Source organism: Sphaerimonospora thailandensis, from assembly GCF_016863115.1.
GTDB classification, from domain to species: domain Bacteria; phylum Actinomycetota; class Actinomycetes; order Streptosporangiales; family Streptosporangiaceae; genus Sphaerimonospora; species Sphaerimonospora cavernae.
In genome coordinates this window covers 37,530-61,341 of the sequence record NZ_BOOG01000019.1, presented here as the reverse complement: position 1 = coordinate 61,341, position 23,812 = coordinate 37,530, and the positions used below count along the sequence as shown (strand labels likewise).

Sequence of the window (23,812 nt, the reverse complement as noted above, 5' to 3'; positions counted from 1 at the left end):
TTTCACTCCTTCGAGAGCGAGACGAACACGTCATCGCCTTCGATCTTGACTCGGTAGACGTTCACTGGCTTGGTCGCGGGCGGTCCGGTGGGCTTGCCGCTGCGCAGGTCGAAGCACGAGCCGTGCAGCCAGCACTCCAGCGTGTGGTCGTAGACGTCGCCCTCGCTGAGCTTCACCTCGGCGTGCGTGCAGACGTCGTGCAGGGCGAACACCTCGTCGCCGACGCGGACGACCGCGACCGGGACGTCGCCGACCTCCACACCGATGGTGCCCTCGTCCGGGATGTCGTCGAGGGAGCAGACCCTCTCCCATTCGGCGCTCATCGGGCCAGCTCCGCTTCGACCGCCGAGAGCACCCGCTCCCGGATCTCGGGGACCTCGATCTTCTCCAGGAGCTGGGCGAAGAACCCGTGCACGACCAGGCGGCGGGCCTCCTGGAACGGGATGCCGCGGGCCTGGAGGTAGAAGATCTGCTCGTCGTCGATGCGGCCGGAGGCGGACGCGTGGCCCGCCCCGGCGACCTCGCCGGTGAGGATCTCCAGGTTCGGCACCGAGTCGGCGCGGGCGCCGTCGGTGAGGATCAGGTTCCGGTTCAGCTCGTAGGTGTCGGTGCCCTCGGCCTCCGCCCGGATGATCACATCGCCGATCCACACCGCGTGGGCGCCGTCGCCCTGCAGCGCGCCCTTGTAGGTCACGTTGCTGCGGCAGTTCGGCACCGTGTGATCGACCAGCAGGCGGTGCTCCAGGTGCTGGCCGGCGTCGGCGAAGTACAGCCCGGTCAGGTCCGCCTCGCCGCCGGGCGCCGTGTACGACACCGAGGGCGACAGCCGTACGAGGTCGCCGCCGAGGGTGACCACGAACGACCGGAACGTGGCGTCCTTGCCGATCCTGGCATGGTGGTGCGAGACGTGCACCGCGTCGTCGTCCCAGTCCTGCAGGCTGACCACCTTCAGCGTGGCGCCCTCGGCGACGTCGAACTCGACGTTGTCGGCGTAGAGCGCGCCGCCGCGGTGGTCCAGCACGACCACGGCCTGCGCCATCGGGCCGACGTCGACCAGGATGTGGCCGTACGCCGCGCCGCCCGTCCCCCGCACGTTGATCACGATCGGCTTCGACGTGACGGCCTCGCGCGGCACCGTGACGACCGTCGCCTTCTCGAACGACGAGTACGCCTGGGCGCTGACCCTGTCGGCCGGCACGTACGCCCGGCCGATCCGAGAGTCCTCACGGCCGACGGTCTCGACGGTCGCCTCCGGGGCGGCGTCCACCTCGACCACGACGCCACCGGTGATCTCGGCCTTGCCGTTGTGCAGGCCGCGCAGGCGCGACAGCGGGGTGAACCGCCACTCCTCCTCGCGCCCGGTCGGCACCGGGAAGTCCGCCACGTTGTACGACGAGATCTCGTGCAGCGTCGACAGCGGCTTCGTGTCCAGGCCCATCAGCCGACAGCTCCTTCCATCTGCAGCTCGATCAGGCGGTTCAGCTCCAGCGCGTACTCCATGGGGAGCTCGCGGGCGATCGGCTCGACGAAGCCGCGCACGATCATCGCCATCGCCTCGTCCTCGGTCAGGCCGCGGCTCATCAGGTAGAAGAGCTGGTCCTCCGACACCTTGGAGACCGTGGCCTCGTGGCCCATCGACACGTCGTCCTCGCGGACGTCGACGTACGGGTAGGTGTCCGACCGGCTGATCTGGTCGACCAGCAGCGCGTCGCACTTGACCGTCGAGGCCGAGCCGGCGGCGCCCTCGTCGATCTGCACCAGACCGCGGTAGGACGTCCGGCCGCCGCCGCGCGCGACCGACTTGGACACGATCGTCGACGACGTCTTCGGCGCGAGGTGCACCATCTTGGCGCCGGCGTCCTGGTGCTGGCCCTCACCGGCGAAGGCGACCGACAGGGTCTCGCCCTTGGCGTGCTCGCCCATGAGGTAGACGGCCGGGTACTTCATCGTGACCTTGGAGCCGATGTTGCCGTCGATCCACTCCATGGTCGCGCCCTCGTACGCCACGGCGCGCTTGGTGACCAGGTTGTAGACGTTGTTCGACCAGTTCTGGATCGTCGTGTAGCGGCAGCGGGCGCCCTTCTTCACGATGATCTCGACGACCGCCGAGTGCAGCGAGTCGGACGAGTAGATCGGGGCCGTGCAGCCCTCCACGTAGTGCACGTAGGAGTTCTCGTCCACGATGATCAGGGTCCGCTCGAACTGGCCCATGTTCTCGGTGTTGATCCGGAAGTAGGCCTGCAGCGGGATCTCGACGTGCACGTTCGGCGGGACGTAGATGAACGAGCCGCCCGACCAGACCGAGGTGTTCAGCGCGGCGAACTTGTTGTCGCCCACCGGGATGACCGTGCCGAAGTATTCCTTGAAGATGTCCTCGTGCTCGCGCAGGCCGGTGTCGGTGTCGACGAAGATGACGCCCTTCTGCTCGAGGTCCTCACGGATCTTGTGATAGACGACCTCGGACTCGTACTGCGCCGCGACACCGGCGATGAGGCGCTGCTTCTCCGCCTCGGGGATGCCGAGCCTGTCGTAGGTGTTCTTGATGTCCGCCGGCAGCTCGTCCCAGGACGCGGCCTGCTTCTCGGTGGAGCGGACGAAGTACTTGATGTTCTCGAACTCGATGGTCGTGAGATCGGCGCCCCAGGTCGGCAGGGGCTTCTTGCCGAACAGCCGGAGACCCTTCAGACGCAGGTCGAGCATCCACTCCGGCTCGTTCTTGAGCGCGGAGATGTCGCGGACGACCTCTTCCGACAGTCCACGCCGGGCGGTGGCGCCGGCCACGTCCGTGTCGGCCCAGCCGAACTTGTAATTCCCGAGGCCTTCCAGCTCCGGGCGGTCGGTGACAGTCACCTTCCGGACTCCTTGCTCGTCGATATGGATGTGCTCGGCTCGGGGACACGCACCCGCCGTTCGGCCAGCGCGTGGGAGCTCACATGCGTGGTGCAGACCCCGTCGCCGTTGGCGATCGTGGCCAGTCGCTGCACCGGGGTGCCGAGCAGCCGAGCGAACGCCTCGGTCTCGGCCTCGCACAGCTGGGGGAACGCCGCCGCGACGTGCGCCACCGGGCAGTGATGCTGACAGAGCTGCTCACCGCCGCTGCCCGTCTTGCTGGCCGAAGCAGCGTAGCCCTCGGCCGACAGCGCCTCGGCGAGCACCCTGATCCGCTGCTCGGCGGGCACCTCGCGCATGACCGCCTCCAGCATGCCGACCAGGCCGGACACCTGGGCGCGCGCGAACTCCGACACCGCCTCGCCGCCCATGCGCTCGGCCAGGAAACGCAGAGCGCTGCCGGCCAGGTCATCGTAGGCGTGGACGAAGGCACTGCGGCCCGCGTCGGTGATGGTGAACATCTTCGCCGGCCTGCCGCGCCCCCGCCTGCCGTACGGCCCGGCCGTACGGGGCTCGATCATCCCGTCGGCGAGCAGCGCGTCGAGGTGGCGGCGCACCGCGGCCGGGGTCAGCCCGAGCCGCTCGCCCAGCGCGGCGGCGGTGACGGGACCGTGCTCCAGGATCAGCCTCGCGACACGGGCCCGGGTGCCGCGTTCGGCCCCGATGTCCCCGTGCTTGAGGTCCCCGTTCTTCGTGTCCATGTGCTTGGTATCCGCGTGCTCGGGCGTGACCGACGACGGCCGCTGCCGCGCGGCCCCCTCGGCGTTCGTCCTCCCGGGCACGTATTTCACAACATCAGTGTGCCGTAATTCCTTCCCGCACGACAAACCCTACGCCACGCCGAGCCGAGTGCAATTTCTCACGCAGGAAAGCCTTACCTAACTGCGGTTGCCTCGCCGTGACGCGGCTCCGGATGCGGAGGCCCGCCACCCGATCCCTAGACTCGAGATCGTGAGCACACCGCACGCAGTGGAGATCCGGGAGCTGGTCAAACGGTACGGACGCAAGACCGCCGTCGACGGACTGAAGCTGACCTGCCGCACCGGCGAGGTCACCGCGATCCTCGGGCCGAACGGCGCGGGCAAGACCTCCACGATCGAGATCTGCGAGGGCTTCCGGCGTCCGGACGGAGGGACCGTCCGGGTGCTCGGCCTCGATCCGGCCGACCCCGCGCTGAAACCGCGCCTCGGGGTCATGCTCCAGGCCGGCGGCGTCCCGCCCGCCGTGCGGGCCGGTGAGTGGCTGCGGGTGGTCGCACGCTTCTACGCCCACCCGCTCGATCCGGACGCCCTGCTCGCCCTGCTGGGTCTGACCGAGCACGCGCGTACGCCGTACCGGCGGCTGTCGGGCGGGCAGCAGCAGCGCCTGTCGCTCGCGGCGGCCGTCATCGGACGGCCGGAGCTGGTCTTCCTGGACGAGCCGACGGCGGGTCTCGACCCGCAGGCGCGGCACGCCTGCTGGGACGTGGTCACCGGACTGCGGGACGCGGGCGTGTCCGTGGTGCTGACCACCCACCAGATGGACGAGGCCGAGAAACTGTCCGACCATGTGGTCGTCATCGACCATGGACGGGTGGTCGCCGAGGGCACCCCGCGGGAGCTCACCGGCGCCGAGCGCCAGCTCCGCTTCCGCGCCCGGCCCGGCCTGGACGTCGATCAGCTGCTCGGCGCGCTGCCGCCCGGCAGCGCCGCCAAGGAGTCACCGTCCGGCCACTACATCATCGAGGGACAGGTCGGCCCGCAGATGCTGGCGACCGTCACTGCGTGGTGCGCCGCCGAGAGCGTCACGACGGAGGACCTGCGCATCGAGCGGCGTACGCTGGAGGACGTGTTCTTGGAGCTGACCGGCCGGGAGCTGCGGTGACCGGTGCCACCCCTGTTTCCGTCCACGCGATCGACTTCTCCCCCAGGCCTGGGGCGGCGCCGCTGCCCCGGATGGTCCTCGCCCAGGCCGGCGCGGAGATCAGGGCGATGCTGCGCAACGGCGAGCAGCTCGTGCTCACGTTGATCATTCCCGTCCTGCTGCTGGTCGCCTTCTCGCTGGCGCCGCTGATCGACATCGGCGGCGGGTCCCGGGTCGCCTTCATCGCTCCCGGCGTGCTCGCGCTCGCGGTCATGTCCACCGCGTTCACCGGCCAGGCCATCGGCACCGGCTTCGAGCGGCGGTACGGCGTGTTGAAACGGCTCGGCGCCACCCCGCTGTCGCGGGCCGGGCTGCTGCTGGCCAAGACGGCGGCGGTCGTGGCCGTCGAGATACTCCAGGTCATCGTCATCGGCATGGTGGCGATCACGCTCGGCTGGTCGCCGCAGGGCGACCCGCTGTGGGTGGTGCTGCTGATCCTCTTCGGCACGGCGGCCTTCAGCGGGCTCGGCCTGCTCATGGCGGGCACCCTGCGCGCCGAGGCGACGCTGGCCGCGGGCAACCTCGTCTACCTGGTGCTGCTGGGGCTCGGCGGTGTGCTGTTCCCGATCGAGAAGTTCCCCGCCGGCGTGCAGCACGTGGTCGGGCTGCTGCCGATCACCGCGCTGTCCGACGGGCTGCGCGGGGTGCTGACGAACGGTGCGGGCCTGCCTGCCACACAGCTTCTCGTGCTGGCCGGCTGGGCGGCCGTCACGCTGGGCCTGGCCGCCCGGACGTTCCGCTGGGAATGACCGGAACCGTGGAAATGGCGTGGTCCATGGGAATGACGGGGGCCATGGGAATGACGTGGGAATGACGGGGCCGACCGCGTGACCTCCGAGTCTCTGCCCGGTCCGGCCGAGCCGTACCGGGCGCGGTTCCGGCCAGGTGTGGTGCTGCGGGCGGCGTCCGGGGCCGTGCCGCCCTCCGGGCTGGTGCTGCTCGCCGTTCTGTCCGTCCAGCTCGGGGCGGGGCTGGCCAAGAACCTGTTCGCCCAGTTGCCGCCGAGCGCCGTGGTCTTCCTGCGGATCGCGATCGGCACGGCCATCCTCGTCCCGTTCGCCCGGCCCCGGCTGAGAGGGCTCGGCCGGCGGGATCTGGCCGTCGGCGCGGCCTTCGGGCTGAGCCTCGCGCTGATGAACCTGTCGTTCTACGAGGCGCTGGCCCGGCTGCCGCTCGGAATCGCCGTCGCGATCGAGTTCATCGGACCGCTCGGCGTCGCGGTCGCCGCGTCCCGGCGGCGGCTCGACCTGCTGTGGGTCGCGCTGGCCGGCGCCGGGGTGATCCTGCTCGCCCCCTGGGGTTCGGCGGGCGGCGCGAACTGGGTGGGCATCGGCTTCGCCGCGCTGGCCGGACTCTGCTGGGCCGCCTACATAGTGCTGTCGGCGGCGACCGGGGCCCGGTTCCCCGGCGCGAGCGGGCTGTCCTTCGCCATGATCGTGGCGAGTGCCGTGATCGCGCCCGTCGGCGTGGCGTCGGGCGGGACCGATCTGCTGCGGCCGGAGATCCTGCTCGTCGGCGTGGGCGTCGGCCTGCTCTCGTCGGTCATTCCGTACTCGCTGGAGCTGGAGGCGCTGCGCCGCATGCCCACGCGGGTCTTCGGCATCCTGATGAGCCTCGAACCCGCCGTCGCCGCGCTGGTCGGGCTCTTCGTTCTCGGGGAGTTCCTCCAGATCCGCGAGTGGGCCGCGATCGGCTGCGTCGTCATCGCCTCCATCGGCGCCACCCGCTCCGGCTGAAGGTTCGCCTATTCCTCCGGTTGGTCGGCCCAGATGCCGCGGACGTGAGGCCGAGATGCTCGACCTGATCCGCCGCGTCCGCGAACTGGGCGTGGCGATCGCCTTGATCGAGCACGACATGGGGCTGGTGATGGACGTGTCGCAGCGAGTGGTCGTGCTCACGTAGTAGAACGAGACCGGCCCGCCGGTCAGGCCGGGGATGCCGTAGATCCCCGAGGGTCCCCCGGTGACGTCGAGGTTGGTCGTGTGGAATGTCACATTGCTTCGGGGGGAAGGCCGGGTCAAGGCGTGATATCGGACCGTTAGCGGCCTGCGAGACAGTAACGTGTCATATTTTACTGACCTCCGCAATACCTACGTTCCCGTCGTGGGGCGGAGGCGGGACCGCCCCCTGCGCCGCCTACCATTTGAGCGTGACCAGCCTTCCCACCCAGATCCGTGATCGCGTGGCCGGTTTCCACCGGTCGTACTGGCTGCCCAGTGCCCTCTCGATGCGGCGCTGGGCGTTCGCGAGCATCGTCGTCAACGCGGGTATCACGGTCACGGGCGCGGGAGTGCGCGTGACCGAGTCGGGACTTGGCTGCCCGACCTGGCCGAGGTGCACGCCGGACAGTTTCGTCCCGGCCCAGCACGACGACCACTCGCCGTTCAACATGGCGATCGAGTTCGGCAACCGACTGATCACCTTCCTGGTCCTCGCCGTGGGGATCGCCTGCGTCGTCGCCGCGATCCGGCTGCTCAGGTCGGGCGACGGCCGGGCCCGGGGCCGCCGCGACCTGGTACGGCTCGCCTGGCTGCAGCCGATCGGCGTGCTCGCCCAGGCGCTGTGGGGTGGCATCGTGGTGACGACCATGCTCAACCCGTACACGGTGAGCGTCCACTTCCTGCTGTCCATCGCCATGATCTGGGCGGCGTACGCGCTGTTCGCCCGAGCCGGGGAGGGCGACGAGCCGCCGCGCGCACTCGTCCACCGGCACATCCGCACGCTCGGCTACGTCCTGGTGGCCGCGGTCGGCGTGCTGCTCGTCGCCGGCGTCGTGGTCACCGGCACCGGTCCGCACTCGGGCGACGCCGCCGCCTCGCGGTTCGACTTCGACATCCGGGACGTGACCCAGCTGCACGCCGACATCGTCTGGATCGTCGTCGGTCTCACGTTCGCGCTGCTGTTCGCGCTCCACCTGACCGAGTCCCCGGCCCGGGCCCGGCGTGCCGTACTGGTGCTGTTCGCCGTCGAACTCGCCCAGGGCGCGATCGGTTACACGCAGTACTTCCTGGCCATCCCGGCCGGGCTCGTCCTGCTGCACGTGCTCGGCTCGACCCTGGTGTGGATCTGCGCGCTGCGTGTGGTGTTCGCGATGCGCAGCCGCGATCCGGTCCCGGCCGACGCCGAACCCCTCGCCGCCCCCGCCTCGGCCTAGCGTGAACACGGAGGTGCCGGCCTCGGCGCAGCGCGCCGGTCAACCGGGGTGCGGCGGCTCCTGCTCATGGGGGTGCGGCGGCCGGCCGGGGGGAGGCGGCTGAGGACCGGCCCATCTGTTCGGCGCTCCGTAGCCCGAGGCGTACCCGGGCGGCGGCACCCCCCTCGCCGCGCTGTCCCGGTGCCGGTCCGGAAGCGGGAAGGACATGCGGGCGTAGGCCATCAGTTCCACCAGCGACCGCTGTGCGGTCCGGAACGCAGGCTCCTCCACCCCGCCCCGGGCGGCGCGGGCGTGCAGCAGCCCCAGCTCGGTGGCGGCGAGCTGGTAGTCGGCCATCGCCCGGACTCCGGCGCGGCCGCCGTGCGCCTTGGCCCACACCCGGGCCTGCCGCCGGCCTCTGAGGGACGAGAGCATGAAGATGTCCGCCTGGTTGATCAGGCCGTGGGCCTCGTACGGCGGCAGATAGCGATTGATCAGCCCGACGATCCGCCTCCGGTCCCGGATGATCACGATCAGTTCGATGATCAGCAGGATCATCAGCAGCAGGTAGGCGACCGCCAGCCCGCCCAGCCCGCCGAACAGGGCGAAGCCGTTCCAGATGCCATGCATGATCATGGCGCCGACCCAGCCGAATATGATCATCACTACGCCGCTCGCGTTCCGCCGCTGAGCGGCCGCGTACGCGACCGACATGCCGATCAGGGACGTGAACAGCGGATGCGCGAACGGGGAGAGCACGCCGCGCAGCACGACGGTCGCGGCCAGCACCTCCGGCCCGTTCTCGCTCAGGGCCGAGATGTAGTAGCTGACGTTCTCCGACATCGCGAACCCGAGGCCGACCATGCCGGCGTAGATGATCCCGTCGGTCGGCCCGTCCAGTTCCTGCCTGCGGAACCACAGCAGCCCGAGCAGCACCAGCCCCTTCATCGTCTCCTCGACAGGGGGCGCCCCGAACGTCGCGACGAGGTCGTGCGCGCTGCGGCCCAGCCAGCGCTCCAGCAGCAGGAGGTTGAGCGAGTTGAGGATGCCCGCCACGAGGACGGCGACGCCCGCCCCCCAGGCGAAGGCGAAGACCAGGTTGGCGCGCGGCTCGGGCTCCATCCGGTCCAGGGCGAGCACCCCCGCGAGCAGCAGCGGCACCGGCGCCACGGCCAGCACGAGCGCGATGGAGAACTGGACGGGGTCGCCGTCCAGGACGTCGAAGGATAACGACACCAGCGCGCACAGCCCCGCGACGACCAGACCACTGATCAGGCCGATCGACGGCCGCTCCTTCAGCACCGCACGCGGATCAAGGCTCGCCATGCCGCGAATGTAACCGACTGCCCACGTCCTGTCCTCCCCCGCCCGGAGTCCTTCACCGTAGAACGCACGTCCACGCGGTACGGCATCCGCCCGATAGGATCGGATCGGCGCCACCCACCCGGAAACATGGACGGCCATGAACGATACACCCGGCGGCGATCTGGGTCGACGCCGCTTCCTGTACGCCGCGGGCGCGGCCGCGGCGGCCGCCATCGGGACCGCCGGATGCGGCGCCTCGGGGCGGACGGCGTCCGAGACCGGCCCGTCACCCGCGAGCCCGTCACCCGGTGGCCCGTCTCCCGCCGTGGCCGCCCGCCCGTCCCCCACACCCGAGCGGCTGCTTCCCGGCGACACCGACTGGCGGATCCGGCGGTACGGCCCGGACGACGCGGTGGAGGGCTACTGCGACAGGGCGAGCGTGCTGCCCGGCGAGCCGGTCGGGCTGTGCGTCTCCACCACGGCCGACCGTTTCCGCGTCACCGCGTACCGGATGGGCTGGTACGGCGGCGCCCTGGCGCGCCGGGTGTGGCGGTCGGCCTGGATCAGCGGCCGGCGGCAGCGACCCGGTGACCTGGTGGCCACGACCCGCACCGTGCACGCCGACTGGCGGCGTTCGCTCACGGTGCCGACGGACGGCTGGCCGGAGGGGGTCTATCTCCTGCGCCTCGACGCCGACCGGGGGCACCAGCGGTACGTGCCGCTGGTCGTCCGCTCGGCATCGGGAGCCGGGAAGACGGTGCTCGTGCACGCGACCGGAACGTGGCAGGCATACAACAGGTGGGGCGGCCACAGCCTCTACTTCGGCGGCGACGGCCGCTACGAGAGTCGCTCTCTGGCGGTGAGCTTCGACCGGCCCTACGACCGTACGGGGATGGAGAAGTTCCTCGTCCACGAGCGGGCGGTGGTGGCGCTGGCCGAACGGCTCGGGCTGCCTCTCGCCTACACGACCAGCGGCGACCTCGACGCCGGAGGCGGCGTGCTGAAGGACGCCGCGGCGGTGTTCTTCCTCGGGCACGACGAGTACTGGACGCCGGGCATGCGCGCCCGCGCGACCGACGCCCGGGACGCGGGCGTCAACCTGGCCTTCCTCGGGGCCAACACCTGCTATCGGCGGATCCGGCTGGAACGGGGCGGCCGGCTGGTGGTGTGCTACAAGACCGACGTCGCCAGGGACCCGATGTACGGCGGGCGCCCGGCACTGGCGACCGCCGACTACCGGTCGGGCCCGGCCGCCGACCCCGAGTCCTCGCTGACCGGCGTCTTCTACGACGGCTATCCCGTGGACGCGCCGTACGTGGTGACCCGGCCCGGTCACTGGATCTTCGCGGGCACCGGGGTCCGGCGGGGCGAGCAGTTTCCCCACCTGGTCGGCGTGGAGTACGACAGGGTGGTCCCGGCCGTCCCGACACCCCGGCCGCTGGAGATCATCTCCCACTCGCCGGTGACGTGCGCGGGGCGGGCGAGCTTCGCCGACTCGGCGTACTACACCGTGCCCGGCGGGGCGGGCGTCTTCGCCTCGGGGACCATGCGGTGGGCGGAGGCGCTGATGGCGCGAACCCGGGATCTCCCCCGTGCGCACGGCATCGACGTCCGGACCCGGCGGTTCGTCACGAAGGCGACGGTCAACCTGCTGCGGGCCTTCGCCGAAGGCCCGGCGGGCAGGCTCCAACCGCCGCCGCGCGACAACGTCCGCGCCACATACGGCTGACGCCGCCGTGGCAGGCGATGCTCAGGCGATCAGGGAGTCGACCGCGACGGCGAGGAAGAGGATCGCGAGATAGACGTTCGACCAGTGGAAGAAGCGCATTGGCCGCAGGTCGAGGCCGGTCTTCCCGGCGTTGAGCCGGGCCAGCATGGCGTACACCTCGAACAGGCACACCGCGCCGAGGACGGCGGCGACGGCCGGGTAGAGAAGCGAGGTGCCGGCGACCGGCCACAGCAGCAGCGAGCACAGCACGGTCGCCCAGGTGTAGACGATGATCTGCCGCAGCACCCGCCGCTCGGTGGCGATGACCGGCAGCATGGGCACCTCGACGGACGCGTAGTCCTCGCGGTAACGCATGGCGAGGGTCCAGGTGTGCGGCGGCGTCCAGAAGAAGACCACGCCGAACAGCACCACGGGTGCCCACGACACGCCGCCGGTGATCCCGGCCCAGCCGATCATCACGGGCATGCAGCCGGCGATCCCGCCCCACACGATGTTCTGCGCGGTCCGCCGCTTCAGCACCATCGAGTAGACCAGGACATAGAACAGGATCGCGGCCAGCGAGAGGGCCGCCGCGAGCACATTGACCGACAGCGCGAGGCCGAGGGTGGACAGCGTGCCCAAAATCACGCCGAAGAGCAGTGCGCCCTTGGGCGAGACCTCGTGCTTGGGCAGCGGCCGACGGCGGGTGCGCCGCATCGTCTGGTCGATGTCCCGATCGATGTAGCAGTTCAGGACGTTCGCACTGCCCGCCGAGAGGGTGCCGAAGAGCATGGTCGCGATGGCCGTCCACGCATCGGGCAGGCCTCGTGCCGCGAGGAACATCGTCGGCAGGGTCGTGATCAGCAGCAGTTCGATGATCCGCGGCTTGGTGAGCGCCACGTAGGCCTTCACGAGCGCCCCGACGGAGCGGGGAGCCGCGGCCGAAGCGGCGGCCCCTCGGGCGGTCCCGAGAGTGGTCATCGTCTGCTTGTTCGTGAGCACCGTCAAGGCGCTTCCAGCAAGGGCGGGGTCAACGCGTAACCTCTGATTGCGACAGGGATCTCCGGGTGTTCCGTCCGGGTTTCACTCCCGGCAGGCACACGGTGGGCACTTGCGCAATCACTGTAGTCGCAGGTTCCGGTGGTCCATCAATCGGGGCCGGACGCTCCGGTTCATCACGGTCCGTGTCCGCATGGCGAACGGCCTACCAAACGGTACAACCGGGAAACCGTTAGGGTCCAGGGTGGGCGGGAATTGCCAAATCGGCGCGAAGAATTCAGAGGGGATCGAGTAGTTGAGCAGCGCAAGCCTTGAGTGGAGTGACCTCGATCGGCAGGCGGTCGACGTGGTGCGGGCCCTGGCGATGGACGCGGTCGAGAAGGCGGGCTCGGGTCACCCGGGCACCGCGATGAGCCTCGCTCCCGCCGCCTACCTTCTCTTCCAGCGCGTCCTGTGCCACGATCCTTCGGATCCGAAGTGGGCGGGGCGCGACAGGTTCGTGCTGTCCTGCGGGCACACCAGCCTGACGCTCTACATCCAGCTCTACCTTTCCGGGTACGGCCTCACCCTTGACGACATCAAGGGCCTGCGCCAGTGGGACAGCCTCACCCCGGGCCATCCGGAGTACGGCCACACGGCGGGTGTGGAGACGACCACGGGCCCGCTGGGCCAGGGTCTGGGCAACGCCGTGGGGATGGCCATGGCCGCCCGCCGCGAGCGCGGCCTGTTCGACCCCGACGCCGAGCCGGGGACCTCCCCGTTCGACCACATGATCTGGTGCTTCGCCTCCGAGGGCGACATCGAGGAGGGCATCAGCCACGAGGTCAGCGCGATCGCGGGCCACCAGAAGCTCGGCAACCTCGTCGTCGTCTTCGACTCCAACCAGATCTCGATCGAGGACGACACCCAGATCGCGCTGTCGGAGGACATCGCCAAGCGGTACGAGGCGTACGGCTGGCAGGTCCTGGAGGTCGACTGGACCGCTTCTGGAAAGTACGTCGAGGACGTCGAGGCGCTGCACGCGGCGATGGAGGCGGCCCGCGCCGAGACCGAGCGGCCGACCTTCATCAAGCTGCGCACGATCATCGGCTGGCCCGCGCCGAACAAGCAGAACACCGGCAAGATCCACGGCTCGGCGCTCGGCCCCGACGAGGTCGCCGCGACCAAGCAGGTCCTCGGCATGGACCCGTCCAAGCACTTCGACGTCCCCGACGAGGTCCTCGCGCACGCCCGCGAGGTCGTGGCGCGCAACCGGGAGGCGCGTGCCGAGTGGGACAAGCGGTTCGCGAGCTGGCGGGCGGCCGACCCCGAGCGTGCCGAGCTGTTCGACCGGATCTCACGGCACAAGCTCCCCGAGGGCTGGCACAAGGCGCTGCCCTCCTACGAGATCGGGTCGTCGGTCGCCACCCGCAAGGCCTCCGGCGAGGTGCTGAGCGCGCTCGCGCCGGTCCTGCCCGAGCTGTGGGGCGGCTCGGCCGACCTGGCCGACTCCAACAACACCACGATGAAGGGCGAGCCGTCCTTCATCCCGGAGGAGTTCCAGACCGGGGAGTTCCCCGGCAACCGGTACGGCAGGACGCTGCACTTCGGCATCCGCGAGCACGGCATGGGCGCCATCCTGAACGGCATCGCCCTGCACAACGGCACCCGCCCGTACGGCGGCACGTTCCTGGTGTTCAGCGACTACATGCGCCCGTCGGTGCGGCTGGCCGCGCTGATGAAGCTCCCGGTGACCTACGTGTGGACGCACGACTCGATCGGTCTCGGCGAGGACGGCCCGACCCACCAGCCGATCGAGCACCTGTGGTCGCTGCGCGCCATCCCGGGCCTGGACGTGGTCCGCCCGGCCGACGCCAACGAGACCTCGGCCGCGTGGAAGGCGATCCTGGAGCACACCGACCGTCCCGCCGGGCTGTGCCTCAGCCGGCAGAACCTGCCGGTCCTGGACGGCACCGGCGACCCCGACTGCGTGGCGCGCGGCGGTTACGTGCTGCAGGAGGCGTCCAACTGCCAGCCGGCCGTGGTGATCATCGGGACCGGCAGCGAGGTCCAGCTCGCGGTGGAGGCACGTAAGACCCTGGAGGCGCAGGGCATCCCGACCCGGGTGGTGTCGATGCCGTGCGTCGAGTGGTTCAGGGCGCAGGAGCCCGCCTACCGGCAGACCGTGCTGCCGCACTCGGTCCGCGCCCGGGTGGCCGTGGAGGCGGGAGTCGCGCTGGGCTGGCGGGAGTTCGTCGGCGAAGCGGGGGAAGTGCTGAGCCTGGAGCACTTCGGTGCCTCCGCCCCGTACAAGACCGTCTACGAGCAGTTCGGCCTCACCGCCGACCGCGTCGTCGCCGCCGCCAAGGCCAGCCTGGCCAGGATCGGCGCCGACAAGGGCGAGACGACCGGAAACTGAGGGATCAAGATGAGTGAGAATCTGAAGCGCCTTGTCGAGGCCGGAGTCTCCATCTGGCTCGACGACATCAGCCGGGACCGGCTGCGTGGCGGCGGCCTGGCCGCCCTGGTCAAGGACAAGAACGTGAGCGGCGTCACGTCCAACCCGACGATCTTCGCCAACGCCCTCAGCAAGGGCGACGCGTACGACACGCAGCTCCGCGACCTCGCGGTGCGCGGCGTCTCGGTCGAGGAGGCCGTGCGGGCCATCACGACCTTCGACATCCGCTGGGCGGCCGACGTGCTGCGGCCGGTCTACGACGCGACCCACGGGGTGGACGGCCGGGTCTCCATCGAGGTCGATCCCCGGCTGGCCCGTAAGACCGAGCCGACCATCGCCGAGGCACGCGCGCTGTGGTGGCTGGTCGACCGGCCCAACGTGCACATCAAGATCCCGGCGACCGTCGAGGGCCTTCCCGCGATCACGCAGGCCATCTCCGAGGGCATCAGCGTCAACGTCACGCTGATCTTCTCTCTGGGGCGGTACCGCCAGGTCATGGACGCCTGGCTGAGCGGCCTGGAGAAGGCCGCGGCGGCCGGGGTGAACCTCGCCTCCATCGAGTCGGTGGCGTCGTTCTTCGTCAGCCGCCTCGACACCGAGATCGACGGCCGGCTGGAGAAGATCGGCACCCCGGAGGCACTCGGGCTGCGGGGCAAGGCCGGCGTCGCCAACGCCCGCCTCGCCTACGCCGCGTTCGAGGAGGTCATGAACTCGCCGCGCTGGCAGGCCCTGCGCGCCGCCGGCGCCCGCCCGCAGCGGCCGCTGTGGGCCTCCACCGGAGTGAAGAACCCGGACTACCCCGACACCCTCTACGTCGAGCAGCTCGTGACCGGCGGGGTGGTCAACACCATGCCGGAGAAGACGCTGGAGGCGGCCGCCGACCACGGCAGGATCTCGGGTGACACCGTCCGCCCCTTCTACCAGCAGGCGTGGGACGTCATGGCGTCGCTCAAGAACGCCGGCATCGACTACGACGACGTGGTGCGAGTCCTGGAGGAGGAGGGCGTCGAGAAGTTCGAGACGTCGTGGAACGAGCTGCTCGAGACCGTCAAGGCCGAGCTCGGGAAGGCCTGAGGCGACATGACAGTTGAGGTGAACCTCGGCGACGGGGGGAAGGCGGTCGAGGCGGTCAGGAACGAGCTGGTCGCCGACGGGGCGCCGGCCGCGCTGGCCGCGGGCGACCCCGGGCTGTGGGGGCCGAAGGCCCGCTCCGAGGCGGAGATCCGGCTCGGCTGGCTCAACCTGCCGCTCACGAGCCGGGAGCTGCTGCCCGAGATCACCAAGCTCGTCGAGAAGGCTCAGGCCGAAGGCCTCGACCACGTGGTGCTGGCCGGGATGGGCGGGTCCTCGCTCGCCCCCGAGGTCATCTGCGCCACCCAGGACGTGCCGCTGACCGTCCTCGACACGACCGATCCGCACCAGGTGCGGCGCGCGCTGGCCGCCCCGATCGAGCGGACGCTCGTGGTGGTGTCCAGCAAGAGCGGCGGCACGATCGAGACCGACAGCCACCGCCGGATCTACGAGAAGGCGTTCCGCGACGCCGGGCTCGACCCCGCCGAGCACATGGTCATCGTGACCGACCCCGGCTCCCCGCTGGAGCAGGCCGCTATCGAGGCCGGCTACCAGGTCGTCCTGGCCGACCCGAACGTGGGCGGCCGCTACAGCGCGCTCAGCGCGTTCGGCCTGGTGCCGAGCGCGCTGGCCGGCGCCGATGTGCGCAGCCTTCTCGACGAGGCGGCCGCCGTACAGCCGCTGCTGGAAGGAGCCGAGGGCAACCCCGGCCTGGACCTCGGCGTGCTGCTCGGCGCCCACGCGCTGCACGGCCGCGACAAGCTGGTCCTGCGTGACGCGGCGTCGGACATCATCGGGCTGCCCGACTGGATCGAGCAGCTCATCGCCGAGTCGACCGGCAAGGAGGGCAAGGGCATCCTGCCGGTGGTCGGTGCCGATGCGGCCGAGGCCGACGACCAGTACGTGGTGTCGATCGGGCCGGACGGCGCCGCCGCGGTGGACGGCCCGCTGGGCGCGCAGTTCCTCGTCTGGGAGTACGCGACGGCGGTCGCCGGCCGGGTCCTCGGGATCAACCCGTTCGACCAGCCGAACGTGGCCGAGTCGAAGGAGAACACCACCGCGATCCTGGAGGAGTCCGGCGACGGGCCGCTGCCCGCCGGGACGCCGATCCTGACCGACGGGCCCGTCGAGGTGTACGGCGAGGTGCCGGGGGACCCGAAGAACCTGGCCGACGTGCTGACCTGGCTGCTGCGCGCGATCTCGGAGCGGGGCTACCTGGCGATCATGGCGTATCTCGACCGGGAGGCGGCGTTCGACGCCGCCCCCGTCGGCGAGTCCTCCTTCGAGGAGATGACCGAGACCTGGGCGGGCGCCGACGTGGCCACGCTCCGGGCACTGCTCGACTACCGGACCGACCACGCGGTCACGTTCGGATGGGGACCGCGGTTCCTGCACTCGACCGGGCAGTACCACAAGGGCGGCCCCGCCGCCGGGGTGTTCCTGCAGATCACCGGGGCCGTCACCGACGACGTCGAGGTGCCGGGCAGGCCGTACACGCTGGGCAGGCTGCAGCTCGCGCAGGCGCTGGGCGACCTGCGGGCCCTGGCCTCCCGGGGCAGGCCGGCGGTCCGCCTGCACCTCACCGACCGGGTCGCGGGCGTACGGCACCTGCTCTCGGTGGCGGAGGAGCTATGACCGAGCCGCGGACACGGGCGGAGGAGACGGCACCGGCCACCGCAGCGACCGGGACGGTCGCCGAAACGGTGACGCAGGCGGCGGCACAGGCCGCGGCACAGGCCGCGACGCAGGCGACCTCCGAGCAGGTGGCCGCCGCCAACCCCCTCAGCCTGCCCAACCCGCTGCGCGATCCCCGGGACAGGCGGCTGCCGCGGGTGGCCGAGCCGTGCGTGCTCGTGCTGTTCGGCGTCACGGGCGACCTGGCCAAGCGGAAGCTGCTGCCGGCGATCTACGACCTGGGCAACCGGGGGCTGCTGCCCCCGGGCTTCTCCCTGGTCGGGTTCGCCCGGCGCGACTGGGCGCACGAGGACTTCGCGCAGGTCACCTACGAGGCGGTCAAGGAGCACGCGCGCACGCCGTTCCGCGAGGAGGTCTGGAAGCAGATCAGCGAGGGCATCCACTTCTGCCCCGGCACCTTCGACGACGACGGCGCGTTCGACGTGCTGGCGATGATGCTCAAGGAGATCGACGAGACCCGGGGCACCGGCGGCAACTACGCCTTCTACCTGTCGGTGCCGCCGAAGTACTTCCCCGTGGTGATCGAGCAGCTCAAGCGGACGAACCTCGCGCAGGGCCCGAGCGGGTCCTGGCGGCGGGTCGTGGTGGAGAAGCCCTTCGGGCACGACCTGAACAGCGCCCGCGAGCTGAACGCGCTGACCAACGCGGTGTTCCCGGAGGAGTCGGTCTTCCGGATCGACCACTACCTGGGCAAGGAGACGGTCCAGAACATCCTGGCCCTGCGGTTCGCCAACACGCTGTACGAGCCGATCTGGAACCGCCGCTACGTCGACCACATCCAGATCACGATGGCCGAGGACATCGGCATCGGCGGCCGGGCCGGCTACTACGACGGCATCGGCGCGGCCCGTGACGTGATCCAGAACCACCTGCTCCAGCTTCTGGCGCTGGTCGCCATGGAGGACCCGACCTTCTTCGACGCCGACTCGCTGCGCCGGGAGAAGGAGAAGGTGCTCAGCGCGGTCCAGCTCCCGGCCGATCTGGCCGCCGGCACCGCGCGCGGCCAGTACACCCGGGGCTGGCAGGGCGGCGAGCCCGTCGTCGGCTACCTGGAGGAGGACGGCATCCCGGCGGACTCGATCACCGAGACCTATGCCGCGGTCCGCCTCGAGGTCGCCAACCGCCGCTGGGCGGGGGTGCCGTTCTATCTGCGTACGGGCAAGCGGCTCAGCGGCCGGATGACGGAGGTCGCGGTCGTCTTCCAGCGGGCGCCGCACCTGCCGTTCAGCAAGACCGACACCGAGATCCTCGGGCAGAACGCACTGGTCATCCGGGTCCAGCCGGACGAGGGCATCACCGTGCGCTTCGGCTCCAAGGTGCCGGGCACGGCCATGGAGGTCAGGGACGTCCTCATGGACTTCGCCTACGGCGAGTCGTTCATGGAGTCGTCTCCGGAGGCGTACGAGCGGCTGCTCCTCGACGTGCTCATCGGCGACCCGCCGCTGTTCCCGCACCAGCGGGAGGTGGAGCTCTCCTGGATGATCATGGATCCGATCGAGGAGTTCTGGGCCTCCCAGGGCAGGCCCGAGGGCTACCCGGCGGGCACCTGGGGTCCCGCCTCGGCCGACGAGATGCTGGCCAGGGACGGGCGAGCCTGGAGGCGACTGTGACGACGTTCAACCTGACCGAGACCACCGCGTCGAAGATCTCCTCGACGCTCACCCGGCTGCGGCACCAGATGGGCGCGCCGGCGGTCGGCATGGTGCTGACGCTGGTCGCCGTCGTCGACGAGGCCGGGCAGTACGACGCGGTACGCGCGGCGACCGAGGCCGCCCGCGAGCACCCCTCGCGGATCCTGGTGATCATCAATCGCAGTCCGAACGAGCACAACCGGCTCGACGCGGAGATCCGGGTCGGCGAGTCGGCGCCGGGCGAGGTCGTACTGCTGCGCCTGTACGGCGAGCTGACCGAACACGCCCACTCGGTGATCACCCCGCTGCTGCTCCCCGACACGCCCGTCGTGGCGTGGTGGCCGTGCCAGGGCCCGGACGTGCCGGCCAAGGACCCCGTCGGCCGGCTCGCCGGCCGGCGGATCACCGACGCGCAGGCGGCGCGGGACACGGTCGCGGCGATCAGCGGCCGGGCCGACGTGTACGTCCCCGGGGACACCGACATGGCCTGGACCCGGCTGACGCCGTGGCGCAGCCTGCTGGCCGCGGCCTTCGACCAGCCGATCGGGAAGGTCGAGCGGGGCGTGGTGGAAGGGGCGGCGGGCAACCCCAGCGCGCCGCTGCTGGCGGCCTGGCTGTCCGATCGCCTGGCGGCGCCGATCGAGGTGGCCGACTCCTCCGGGCCCGGCCTCACCGGGGTGCGCCTGGCCGTCGCGGGCGGCGGCGAGCTCGTGGTGACCAGGACGGACGCCCGGCTGGCCACGCTGTCGCGGCCCGGCCATCCGGATCGGCGGGTCGCGCTGGCCCGGCGGCCCACCTCGGAACTGCTCGCCGAAGAGCTGCGGCGGCTCGACCCCGACGAGGTCTACGCCTCGGCCATTCAGCGCCTGGCGCAACTGTCGAAGTCTCGGTAGAAGGACAGGCCCGTGAGCGTTCCCACAGTCATCGTCCACCGCGACGCCGAGGTGCTGGCCCAGGCCGTGGCCGCCCGCCTGATCACCCGGCTGGCCGACACCCAGGCAGCGCGCGGGACGGCCCACCTGGTGCTGACCGGCGGCAGCGTCGGCATCGCGACCCTCGCCGCGGTGGCCGGGACCGCCGCCCGCGACGCGATCGACTGGCGGGCGCTCGACATCTGGTGGGGCGACGAGCGCTTCCTCCCCGACGGCGACCCCGAACGGAACGAGACCGGGGCGCGTGCCGCCCTGCTCGACCGCGTCGACGTGGATCCGGACCGGGTCCACGTCATGCCGGGCCCTGACTCCGGCATGACCGCCGAGGAGGCCGCGGAGGCCTACGCGGCCGAGCTCGCCAAGGCGACCAGGCCGGAGGACCACGGCCAGGTGCCGTCCTTCGACGTGCTGCTGCTCGGCATGGGGCCGGACACCCACGTCGCGTCGCTCTTCCCCGGCCAGCCGGCCGTCTACGAGGAAGAGCGGTCGGTCGTGGCGGTGCACGGCTCCCCCAAGCCGCCGCCGACCCGGCTGTCGCTGACGTTCCCGGCGATCCGGACCGCCCGGGAGGTCTGGATCGTCGCGGCGGGCGAGGAGAAGGCCCAGGCCGTGCACATGGCGCTGTCGGAGGCCGGGCCGTTCCAGGTGCCGGCCGCCGGGGCACGCGGGCGCCAGCGCACGCTCTTCCTGCTCGACCGCGCCGCCGCCGCCAAGATCCCCCCCTCTCTCAGCCGCATCGCCTCCCCCTGACTCGCGGCCAGGCCAGGTTGCCGCCGTCACAGCGTCAGGGTTACGTAAAGATGATCATGACAGAAGCCCGGTCTCCGGGTCGTAAAGGGAGTCGGTGGAAAGCTCCACCCCACCAACTCTCGAGCGGATCTTCACGGCGAGCCCGAGAAGGTCGTCCACCAGCATGGCGTCCTCGGTCTGCCGGAACTGCGCAAGCAACCGCCCATGCCACTCCTGAGGGGTGGAAATGTTGGTGACGGTCCTGCTCTCACGGGTGAGTGTGCCGATCTCAGCCGCCCGTCGCTGGGCTTCGGAATTTTCGATGTTCAAGATCGGCAGCCTCCATCCTTTCTAGCTGTTTCAGTTTCTCGATATCGACGAACCCGGTCCCCATCGGCGTCGTGACCACATGCACCTGCCATCCGGCCTCCCGAGCCAGCCCCACCAGGGTATGAACGTCGGCAGCCGCCGGCGCGGCACACGCGACCACGTACAGAACACCACGCGTACAAGCGGAGGCCTCCATACCGCGTGATCCTAATCCCGGCCGTTGTCACTGCCCGGCGGCCTGGTCGAGAGCCGACCGCGCCTGGTCCGCTCGGTGGCGGGCGGACAGCGACACCTCGCTCGCGACGATCTCTTCTCGTTCGGCGACTTCCACCCGGTGCTCGGCGGCGGTGAGCCTCTCCCTGGCCTCGGCCAGCTCAGCGGTCAGCTCGGCGACCTTCCCCGCCCGGCGGTCTCGGTCCCGTACGGCTTCCGCCAGCTCGGCCGCCCGGGCGGCATGGCTCTGCTCCGCCTCGGCGACGGTGCGTTCCGCCTCGGCGAGGACCGTCCTCAGCTCACCGACGCGGCGCTCGCGCTCCGCCCTTTCGCGTTCGCGCACCGCCGCCCGTCGCTTGTCCTCCTGCCGCCGTTTCTCTGCCTCGGGCCGCGGCGCAGGGGCGTTCCGCCGCGGGGTGGTCCGTACCACCGGCGCGGGGGCGAATCCGCTGTAGCTGAGAGGGCGGACCAGCCTCCCCCGACGGACCTCGCCCGCCGCTTCCTCGTCGACCACGGCGGCGTCGAGAGTCCGCTCGATCTCGGCTACGGCCGCCGGCGGCAGCGGGCGCCCGTCCGCCTCGGCGTCCTGCCTGATCACGCGGATGAGGCCGGCCGTGATCCGCGTCCTACGTCGGCCGAGGGCGGCCAGCGCGTCCGCGTCCTGCCGCCGCCAGGCCTCCCGCAGCCGTTCGCCCACCTCAAGGAGGCCCGCCAGGTCGTCCGGATGCCGCCGGGCCAGCTGGTTGACCGCCCAGGCCGCCGTGGTCGGCCTGCGCAGCCTGCCGATCTCCCGCGCCAGCCGGGTCTCCCCCGCGACCTTGGCCTCCATTGCGAGAGCATCGCGTGCCGCCGTGAACTCACCCAGCGCCAGGCCGTACAGCCGCTCCGCCGCCTCTTCGAGATCTACAACCGAGCTTGTACCCCGCCATGAGAGTCGGCATATGGGCAGATGGCCTCAGCGGAACCGTTCACCGCGACACCGGTGTCCGCGATCCCGCCTCCAGGATCCGATGGCCATGCTCGCGCTCGATGGCGGGAGCGGGCTCTCCTGCGCGCACCGCGAGTGACATCCGAAACGCGAGGCCCGCGGCTCGGCTGCTGTGGCCGTGACCGGGTATGCGAACCGCCCGCGGAACACGCCTCCACACGAGGGTGTGCCGCTGCTTCTGCCTGCTCCTCCTCCTGCATCCGGGCCCACTCCTCCTCGCTCAGCAGGGACGGAGCAGAGGGCGGAGCCTGGGAAGGCGGCGCATTCGGATCGGACATCCCCTGGAGCATGTCCAGTTCCGCCGGCTTGATCGGCCTCAGCTCCGCCAAACGCAGCGCCATCCGCCTCGGCCGTCCCGGCGTCACGAGTTCCTCGTTCTCCACGGACTGCTCCACGGAATTCCCTCCCAGCCAACCCTCATTCGAACATCTATCTGAATAGTCTCATGCTCGACATCGAAATGGCAAGATTTTTCGCTGACTAATTCAATGAAAATACGAGAAGTAAATGCCAATCGCCCGAGATGTCCATGAAGTTCAAATATGGAGAAACCCGCGGTCGGGACTGGACACAAAGCGGTGACCGCATGACCATGGCGGCGGAGAGTGTGGGACACGACGCAGTGGTGCTGGGCGTCGGGTACGCGAGCCCGCCGACGGCGAAGCGGATCGCACGTCGCCCGAGCGCGCGGCCGGGCCACGTCCTCTGGCTTGTGCCCCGCTACGGAACTCGGCGCATCAGCAGGCGGCCCTGGCGGAATCGTTCCACATCCCGGGGCTCGCGCAGCATTCGGCCGACTTCGGCGAACCGAGACTCGCGGGCGACCACCGCGAGGTCGTCGATCGGCCATCGGTAGGCCGTCGGTAGGCCGTCGTCACCCTGTGGTCGAAGGCGGCCACCTCTCCACCCTCTGACTCGAAGAAGCCGAGCAGGAGGTGGCCGCCCGGGGCCAGCACGCGGCGGAACTCGGCGAAGTAGGACGCCAGTTCCTCCGGAGGGGTATGGATGATCGAGTACCAGCAGACGATGCCGGCCAGTTCGCCGTCGGCCAGGTCCAGGGCGTCCATCGAGCCGACCTCGAAGCGCAGGTCCGGGTAGGCGCCGCGGGCAAGATCGATCATCACCGGCGACAGGTCGACCCCGAAGACGTCCAGTCCCAGACCCCGCAGGTGCGCCGTCACACGACCCGGGCCACAGCCGAGCTCGGCGACGGTCCCGCCCCCGGCCTGCCGTACGAAGTCGGCGAACGCGGCGAGCATGGCGCGATCCAGCGGCACATGGTCGAGCTCGTCCCGGACTAATTCGGCGTATTGGACGGCGACGGCGTCGTAGGCCTCCGCTGTCGCACTCAGGTGGGAGGATCTTCCGGTCATGAGAAGCGACGATAGACCCTCAGTCCCGCGCCGTCGCGGCTCGCGACGAGTGCGTGAGATCATGCGGCGAGTGTCGATCCAGTGTCTCTGGAGGTGCTCATGACCGACCTGGCCCCGGCCGCGCCGCCTGAGCCGCCCTACTACGCCGTGGTGTTCACCTCGGTCCGTACCGACGGTGACAACGGCTACGGAGAGCGTGCCGCGGAGATGGTCCGGCTCGCCGCCGAGCAGCCGGGGTTCCTCGGCGTCGACTCGGCGCGCGGGTCCGACGGGCTGGGGATCACGGTGTCGTACTGGCGCGACGAAGAGTCGATCCGGGCCTGGCGTGACCACGTCGCGCATGCCGTGACCCGTGCCGAGGGCCGCGCACGCTGGTACCAGTCGTTCGCCGTGCACGTGGCCAAGGTCGAACGGGCCTACGACTTCCAGCGCCAGGCGGACTAGGGAGCAAGGGAGCACTCGAAGCCGACCGTCCCG

General features: G+C 70.7%; 21 protein-coding genes. 12 read left to right on the top strand and 9 right to left on the bottom strand.

From position 1 onward, the window contains the following. Positions 1-2 precede the first annotated feature (2 nt). Genes Mth01_RS11425 through Mth01_RS11410 form a run of 4 tightly spaced genes read right to left on the bottom strand, consistent with a single transcriptional unit; the run spans position 3 to position 3,590 of the window. On the bottom strand, positions 3-323 hold the full coding sequence (locus Mth01_RS11425) for a non-heme iron oxygenase ferredoxin subunit (protein ID WP_204015655.1): 321 nt from the start codon (positions 321-323) through the stop codon (positions 3-5). Then, positions 320-1,438: a Fe-S cluster assembly protein SufD gene (sufD, locus tag Mth01_RS11420; RefSeq protein ID WP_204015653.1), complete on the bottom strand. Its 1,119-nt coding sequence runs from the start codon at positions 1,436-1,438 to the stop codon at positions 320-322. Before sufD ends, Mth01_RS11425 begins: the two co-directional genes overlap by 4 nt. Beyond that, positions 1,438-2,850 carry a Fe-S cluster assembly protein SufB gene (gene sufB, locus Mth01_RS11415; RefSeq protein WP_204015651.1) on the bottom strand — a complete coding sequence of 471 codons (1,413 nt, stop codon included), beginning with the start codon at positions 2,848-2,850 and terminating at the stop codon, positions 1,438-1,440. Before sufB ends, sufD begins: the two co-directional genes overlap by 1 nt. Continuing rightward, a complete protein-coding gene (locus Mth01_RS11410) occupies positions 2,847-3,590 on the bottom strand; it encodes a helix-turn-helix transcriptional regulator (RefSeq protein WP_204015795.1) in 744 nt (247 codons plus the stop codon). Before Mth01_RS11410 ends, sufB begins: the two co-directional genes overlap by 4 nt. 250 nt (positions 3,591-3,840) lie before the next feature. On the opposite strand from Mth01_RS11410, the gene Mth01_RS11405 reads away from it, so the two are divergent. The 4 genes from Mth01_RS11405 (at position 3,841) to Mth01_RS11390 (ending at position 7,945) form a co-directional block, all read left to right on the top strand. After that, on the top strand, positions 3,841-4,752 hold the full coding sequence (locus Mth01_RS11405; RefSeq protein ID WP_204015649.1) for an ABC transporter ATP-binding protein: 912 nt from the start codon (positions 3,841-3,843) through the stop codon (positions 4,750-4,752). 71 nt (positions 4,753-4,823) lie between these two features. Next, positions 4,824-5,540 carry an ABC transporter permease gene (locus Mth01_RS11400; protein ID WP_204015793.1) on the top strand — a complete coding sequence of 239 codons (717 nt, stop codon included), beginning with the start codon at positions 4,824-4,826 and terminating at the stop codon, positions 5,538-5,540. A gap of 78 nt (positions 5,541-5,618) precedes the next feature. After that, positions 5,619-6,527 carry an EamA family transporter gene (locus tag Mth01_RS11395; RefSeq protein ID WP_204015647.1) on the top strand — a complete coding sequence of 303 codons (909 nt, stop codon included), beginning with the start codon at positions 5,619-5,621 and terminating at the stop codon, positions 6,525-6,527. A gap of 413 nt (positions 6,528-6,940) precedes the next feature. Beyond that, positions 6,941-7,945 (top strand): COX15/CtaA family protein, encoded by a 1,005-nt coding sequence (locus tag Mth01_RS11390; protein WP_239089580.1) that lies wholly within the window; start codon positions 6,941-6,943, stop codon positions 7,943-7,945. Between the two features lie 39 nt (positions 7,946-7,984). Here the strand turns inward: Mth01_RS11390 and Mth01_RS11385 are convergent, their stop codons facing one another. Next, positions 7,985-9,250, bottom strand: coding sequence for a PrsW family intramembrane metalloprotease (locus Mth01_RS11385; RefSeq protein WP_204015645.1), 1,266 nt, complete (start codon positions 9,248-9,250; stop codon positions 7,985-7,987). Positions 9,251-9,386: 136 nt separating this feature from the next. Here Mth01_RS11385 and Mth01_RS11380 point away from each other — a divergent pair, with 136 nt between their 5' ends. Then, positions 9,387-10,958: a N,N-dimethylformamidase beta subunit family domain-containing protein gene (locus Mth01_RS11380; protein ID WP_204015643.1), complete on the top strand. Its 1,572-nt coding sequence runs from the start codon at positions 9,387-9,389 to the stop codon at positions 10,956-10,958. Positions 10,959-10,979: 21 nt separating this feature from the next. Here the strand turns inward: Mth01_RS11380 and Mth01_RS11375 are convergent, their stop codons facing one another. Continuing rightward, positions 10,980-11,945, bottom strand: coding sequence for a heme o synthase (locus Mth01_RS11375; RefSeq protein ID WP_407695933.1), 966 nt, complete (start codon positions 11,943-11,945; stop codon positions 10,980-10,982). A 286-nt stretch (positions 11,946-12,231) separates the two neighbouring features. Here Mth01_RS11375 and tkt point away from each other — a divergent pair, with 286 nt between their 5' ends. The 6 genes from tkt to pgl are packed head-to-tail and all read left to right on the top strand — an operon-like array spanning position 12,232 to position 20,452. Continuing rightward, complete coding sequence (gene tkt / locus Mth01_RS11370; protein WP_204015641.1) at positions 12,232-14,334, top strand: transketolase; 2,103 nt, start codon at positions 12,232-12,234, stop codon at positions 14,332-14,334. 9 nt (positions 14,335-14,343) lie between these two features. Further along, complete coding sequence (tal, locus tag Mth01_RS11365; RefSeq protein ID WP_204015639.1) at positions 14,344-15,447, top strand: transaldolase; 1,104 nt, start codon at positions 14,344-14,346, stop codon at positions 15,445-15,447. 6 nt (positions 15,448-15,453) lie between these two features. Next, positions 15,454-17,079, top strand: coding sequence for a glucose-6-phosphate isomerase (locus Mth01_RS11360; protein ID WP_204015637.1), 1,626 nt, complete (start codon positions 15,454-15,456; stop codon positions 17,077-17,079). After that, positions 17,076-18,749, top strand: a complete 1,674-nt coding sequence (gene zwf / locus Mth01_RS11355) for a glucose-6-phosphate dehydrogenase (protein ID WP_204015635.1) — start codon at positions 17,076-17,078, stop codon at positions 18,747-18,749. Before Mth01_RS11360 ends, zwf begins: the two co-directional genes overlap by 4 nt. Beyond that, positions 18,746-19,663 carry a glucose-6-phosphate dehydrogenase assembly protein OpcA gene (locus tag Mth01_RS11350; RefSeq protein ID WP_239089579.1) on the top strand — a complete coding sequence of 306 codons (918 nt, stop codon included), beginning with the start codon at positions 18,746-18,748 and terminating at the stop codon, positions 19,661-19,663. Before zwf ends, Mth01_RS11350 begins: the two co-directional genes overlap by 4 nt. A 12-nt stretch (positions 19,664-19,675) precedes the next feature. Then, positions 19,676-20,452, top strand: coding sequence for a 6-phosphogluconolactonase (gene pgl / locus Mth01_RS11345; RefSeq protein ID WP_204015633.1), 777 nt, complete (start codon positions 19,676-19,678; stop codon positions 20,450-20,452). A 54-nt stretch (positions 20,453-20,506) separates the two neighbouring features. On the opposite strand, the gene Mth01_RS11340 is transcribed toward pgl, so the two are convergent. From Mth01_RS11340 to Mth01_RS11330, 3 genes are all read right to left on the bottom strand, one after another. Then, positions 20,507-20,761: a hypothetical protein gene (locus Mth01_RS11340; RefSeq protein WP_204015631.1), complete on the bottom strand. Its 255-nt coding sequence runs from the start codon at positions 20,759-20,761 to the stop codon at positions 20,507-20,509. A 223-nt stretch (positions 20,762-20,984) separates the two neighbouring features. Next, the gene (locus Mth01_RS11335; RefSeq protein ID WP_204015629.1) at positions 20,985-21,803 is read right to left on the bottom strand and encodes a hypothetical protein; all 819 of its coding nucleotides are present in this window, start codon (positions 21,801-21,803) and stop codon (positions 20,985-20,987) included. An 896-nt stretch (positions 21,804-22,699) separates the two neighbouring features. Beyond that, positions 22,700-23,335 (bottom strand): class I SAM-dependent methyltransferase, encoded by a 636-nt coding sequence (locus Mth01_RS11330; RefSeq protein WP_407695932.1) that lies wholly within the window; start codon positions 23,333-23,335, stop codon positions 22,700-22,702. 99 nt (positions 23,336-23,434) lie between these two features. On the opposite strand from Mth01_RS11330, the gene Mth01_RS11325 reads away from it, so the two are divergent. Further along, positions 23,435-23,779, top strand: coding sequence for an antibiotic biosynthesis monooxygenase family protein (locus Mth01_RS11325; protein WP_204015627.1), 345 nt, complete (start codon positions 23,435-23,437; stop codon positions 23,777-23,779). The last annotated feature ends 33 nt before the right edge of the window (positions 23,780-23,812 follow it).

Coding starts and splice junctions, on each gene's coding strand:
- Mth01_RS11425 (WP_204015655.1), bottom strand. CDS start 323: ATGAGCGCCGAATGGGAGAGGGTCTGCTCCCTCGACGACATCCCGGAC.
- sufD (WP_204015653.1), bottom strand. CDS start 1,438: ATGGGCCTGGACACGAAGCCGCTGTCGACGCTGCACGAGATCTCGTCG.
- Mth01_RS11410 (WP_204015795.1), bottom strand. CDS start 3,590: ATGGACACGAAGAACGGGGACCTCAAGCACGGGGACATCGGGGCCGAA.
- Mth01_RS11400 (WP_204015793.1), top strand. CDS start 4,824: ATGGTCCTCGCCCAGGCCGGCGCGGAGATCAGGGCGATGCTGCGCAAC.
- Mth01_RS11385 (WP_204015645.1), bottom strand. CDS start 9,250: ATGGCGAGCCTTGATCCGCGTGCGGTGCTGAAGGAGCGGCCGTCGATC.
- Mth01_RS11380 (WP_204015643.1), top strand. CDS start 9,387: ATGAACGATACACCCGGCGGCGATCTGGGTCGACGCCGCTTCCTGTAC.
- tal (WP_204015639.1), top strand. CDS start 14,344: ATGAGTGAGAATCTGAAGCGCCTTGTCGAGGCCGGAGTCTCCATCTGG.
- Mth01_RS11360 (WP_204015637.1), top strand. CDS start 15,454: ATGACAGTTGAGGTGAACCTCGGCGACGGGGGGAAGGCGGTCGAGGCG.
- zwf (WP_204015635.1), top strand. CDS start 17,076: ATGACCGAGCCGCGGACACGGGCGGAGGAGACGGCACCGGCCACCGCA.
- Mth01_RS11335 (WP_204015629.1), bottom strand. CDS start 21,803: ATGGAGGCCAAGGTCGCGGGGGAGACCCGGCTGGCGCGGGAGATCGGC.
- Mth01_RS11330 (WP_407695932.1), bottom strand. CDS start 23,335: ATGACCGGAAGATCCTCCCACCTGAGTGCGACAGCGGAGGCCTACGAC.
- Mth01_RS11325 (WP_204015627.1), top strand. CDS start 23,435: ATGACCGACCTGGCCCCGGCCGCGCCGCCTGAGCCGCCCTACTACGCC.